This is a genomic window from Enterobacter cloacae complex sp. SYL003 (genome assembly GCF_049236925.1).
GTDB classification, from domain to species: Bacteria; Pseudomonadota; Gammaproteobacteria; order Enterobacterales; family Enterobacteriaceae; genus Enterobacter; species Enterobacter intestinihominis.
The window spans coordinates 1-4,091 of sequence record NZ_JBMKJK010000045.1; the positions used below are offsets into that span (position 1 = coordinate 1).

At 50.0% G+C, this 4,091-nt stretch carries 2 pseudogenes; one reads left to right on the forward strand and one right to left on the reverse strand.

The features are described 5' to 3' along the window. Nucleotides 1–658: 658 nt before the first annotated feature. A pseudogene (locus ACOT1A_RS24335) lies at nucleotides 659–829 on the forward strand (transposase); the annotation flags it as partial. A gap of 36 nt (nucleotides 830–865) precedes the next feature. Here ACOT1A_RS24335 and ACOT1A_RS24340 read toward each other — a convergent pair. Then, nucleotides 866–3,873, reverse strand: a pseudogene (locus ACOT1A_RS24340) (Tn3 family transposase). Nucleotides 3,874–4,091 lie beyond the last annotated feature (218 nt).

Consider the following 4,091-nt stretch of genomic DNA (forward strand, 5'->3'; position numbering starts at 1 on the left):
CATCTGAGACCATTAAAAGAGGCGTCAGAGGCAGAAAACGTTGCTTAACGTGAGTTTTCGTTCCACTGAGCGTCAGACCCCTATTAAGCCGGTCCATCATTTTCTGTATATCTCTCATCAATTTTTATATCCGGCCTGAAGTGCACCGTTCAAGCACACCGATCAGGCAGTTAGTCACTAGTTAACTCTTTACTAGAGACTAAATTCCATTGATTTACGTGACAACGTCACGTCATTAAGGTTTGCAAATGCCTAATTTTCATACTATGGGATTTAATTAGGAGTAAATCCCACAGGTTTACATAAAGCTGACATTTAAAAGTGTTAAAAATCAATCAGATAGAAAGAAAAGGCTCTCCGGAAGAACTCTTCTCATTATTTCGCCGCCCGGGGTTATTGCTGACAGATCTGAAAGTGCTAATATGTTAGTCATTAGTAATTAGTAAAGCCTTTACTAAACGCGTTTCTACGTAAATTCTATTGGTTTTAGAGGGTCCTACTGTCCGAAGACAATAAAGTTGTACACAAAGCACTAAAGTTGTAACCATTCTCAAAAAACGACGCTAATGTTGTATGCTTACTGAATGTGTGGTTATAGGGTTGGAGACTATAAAATGCACATATAGGTACGTATCAATGTCGTTTTTTGGGTACGATCATGGGGAGGGGTAGGCGTCTCAAATCCTCTTTGGATTATGAAAATGCGCTAGGTGACGGCATAGGAGTGGGCTATGGCCAAAGTTATCAGCACTGGCTTAGAGCTCAGGACGTTAAATCCCGTGGAAACCGTTCGATAGTCTTTGGCCTTAAGACGTTTCGAAACCATCATCATGGGGTTTGAGGGCCAATGATGTAAAAAACCACGCTAAGGAGATAATTCATTGTTTAAATTGAGATTTAACGGCCTCAATTCCCCCTTCATAATATCCTCCGGTAGTGTGAACGTATAATGTCCCAGCATGTTGATATGACCGTGCATCAGAGGCGAAAGCCGCGCGATATGTTCATCCTCTGGCCCTTCCCCGATGCTGCGCAGGTGCGACAAGGCTTCCTGCATATAAAGCGTATTCCACAGCACCACTGCGTTTGTCACCAGACCCAGCGCACCCAACTGATCTTCCTGCCCCTCGCGGTAACGTTTTCTGATCTCGCCACGCTGACCGTAGCAGATGGCTCTTGCAACGGCATGGCGGCCTTCACCCCGGTTCAACTGTGTTAGGATCCGGCGACGATAGTCCTCATCATCAATATAGTTGAGAAGATACAGTGTCTTGTTAACTCTTCCGACCTCCATTATTGCCTGAGCAAGCCCTGACGGTCGGGTACTTCTCAATAGCGATCGAATGAGTTCTGACGCATGAATAGTGCCCAGCTTCAGCGAACCGGCAACCCGCATCATCTCATCCCAGTGGCTTTCGATTTTAGAAAGGTCAACACAACCCCGCGCCAGTTTGTCCAACGCCCCGTAATTCGCTGCTTTGTCGGCCCGCCAGAACACAGCCTCACCCGCATCCGCCAGACGAGGTGAAAATTGGTATCCCAGTAGCCAGAACAGGCCAAAGATAATGTCACTGGTACCTGCTGTGTCCGTCATGATTTCAACCGGGTTTAGTCCCGTTTGTTGCTCAAGTAGCCCTTCCAGCACAAAGATGGAATCCCGCAGTGTTCCAGGAATCACTATGCCATGAAAACCCGAATATTGGTCAGAGACAAAGTTGTACCAGGTGATGCCGCGCCCTGAACCAAAGTATTTTCTGTTGGGGCCAGAATTCACCGTTTTCACTGGCGTGACAAAACGCATACCATCAGCGGAGGCTACCTCCCCGCCCCCCAGTATCCTGCCAACGCTAACGAGGACTGAAAATCAACCAGCCGCGCATTGGCGCTAACCAGCGTTTCTGCTCGGATGTAGTTCTGTTTCACCCAGCTCAGACGATGGCGAGTCAGTGCAGGGATATTGTGCTTGATCAGCGGCTCATGTCCGATATTGCAGGCCTCAGCCAGCATCACCGCACACAGGCTTATATGCAGATCCTGCGCACGGGCACCTGACTCGCTGACATGGCTGAATTCACGGGTGAAGCCAGTTCTGGCGTCAATCTCGAGCAACAGTTCTGTCAGGTCAACGGGTGGAAGCAATTGTCTGACTCGGCTGCTCAGTTGTATCAGCGCCGGTGGTTCATCCAATTTATCCAGGCTGCTGATGGTCAGCGAAGGATGTTTACCTTCATTGCAGATGTCCACGGCGGTATTGCGATCAAAACGTGATGCCACCGTTTTCCAGGTTTCATCTAACTGAGCGGCCAATTGCTCCGATGCTTTACTGCCATTAGTGGGGTGACCCAATGCCCGGCAGACTGGAACCCGCTGCGCCTGCCATTCCTCCCCCTGAAGAAGTTTTTGGCGCGGATCACCCCAACGATCGCTGTTTTCCAACCAGATGTCACGACGGCGTAGCGCATCCTGAAGTCGCTCCAGCAGACACAACGAGTAACCTGCTCGCTGTATCCGACCGTCAGCATCGTACACCAGGCGTTTCCAAGGGCCTGAAATGATATGTTCAGGTGCATCGTCCAGGATCCGTTTTTTCGAGCCGTTTAGCTCTGCCAGGTAATGGATGGCAGCCAAGGTATGTTCACCGTCTGGGGCCGCACGGAAGTGCAGATCGCGCAGTAGTGCGGGCAAAAAACGCCTTACCCGTCCGTATTGCTCCACCATTTCATCCTGAAAGTTTGTATCCTGGGGGCGGGCCAGTTCATTCACTTTTTCCACGGACTCTGCCAGTCTGGCGACAGACACACTGCTGAATATGGTCTTTCGCAGCAAATCATCGGCGGTATCTTCATCAAGTAAAAGTGCGCATGCCCGCGCCAGCAGCAACGCCGCGCGGTCAAGATCCTTGAGCGTCCTAAGTCGCTTTTTCTGCCCGGTTTTCTTCGCCTCCCGGGTAATATTGAGGATCAGCATATCCAGCACGTCAACGGCCTCGTCCAGCGCCGAGATTTCTTGCGCTTTCACGAATGCGGTAAGGATCGCCAGCCGCCGTTCTTCTGGCATTCTGCTGATATATTTCACCGATGCCATTCCGGCATAGCGTGCCAGATTGCGGAGCTGTATGGCGGGCAGCCCAGTGAAATTCAGACAGGAAAACTCCAGGCTGCGCAGGCGAGTGTAACGTTCAAGTGCTTCAGTGAACGCGGGGCCGCTGATAGTGACAGGGCCTCTTTTTAGGTGCTCCATCACTGAGAGTCGCTGTCCTTCGGGGATTTCAAGTAACCCAGCCAGTTGTGCGGTCTGCCAACGGTTTGGCAGCGCGGCCAATTTTCGCCACAAGCGGCGGGTCGCACGCTCACGGATTTCACCAATGACTCTCGTCAGGGTGGATGCGGCTGGCAACAACACTTTATTTTGAAGCAACCACGCGGTGGCAAAATCGAACATCAGTCCGGGGCGTTCATTACTGAGCCATGCACGGGTATACAGCAATCGCTTCAGTCTGAACGACCACGGGAAATCACCGAAATCATGATAGCTATAGTGCTGCCTGATAAGCCCGTGGTGCTCCCAACGTGTGTTTTCCCTTTGAGCATAGCGGGAAATGATCTCTGGATAGCGGATGTTAAGTTGCCTTGCGACATAAAACTGGACACCGGGCGGTATTTGCATGAGATCGGACAAGAAGGTTCCCAGAAAGCGGGCAGTTGTGAGTTGAAGGGCAATTCCCAACCGGTTATGCCTGCCCCTACGCAGGTTGATGAAAGTAAGGTCTCGCTCATCAAGATGAAAATACCGTGCCAGCTGGATCTCGTTTGGCTCTGCGGCATAACGCCCGTAGTTCTGTGTCTGTTTGTCGGTCAGAAAATCAGCAGCCATCACGCATCCTTTCGTAAACGGGTGTTCTGTTCTCTTTTTAACCGTCTCAAATGTTATGAGTTTTGATACCACCCAAAACGGTACTGAATGTCAGTATCAAAAATCGTGATTTATGCATTATGATACTACACAGTATGGCACTGTTGCAAAGTTAGCGATGAGGCAGCCTTTTGTCTTATTCAAAGGCCTTACATTTCAAAAACTCTGCTTACCAGGCG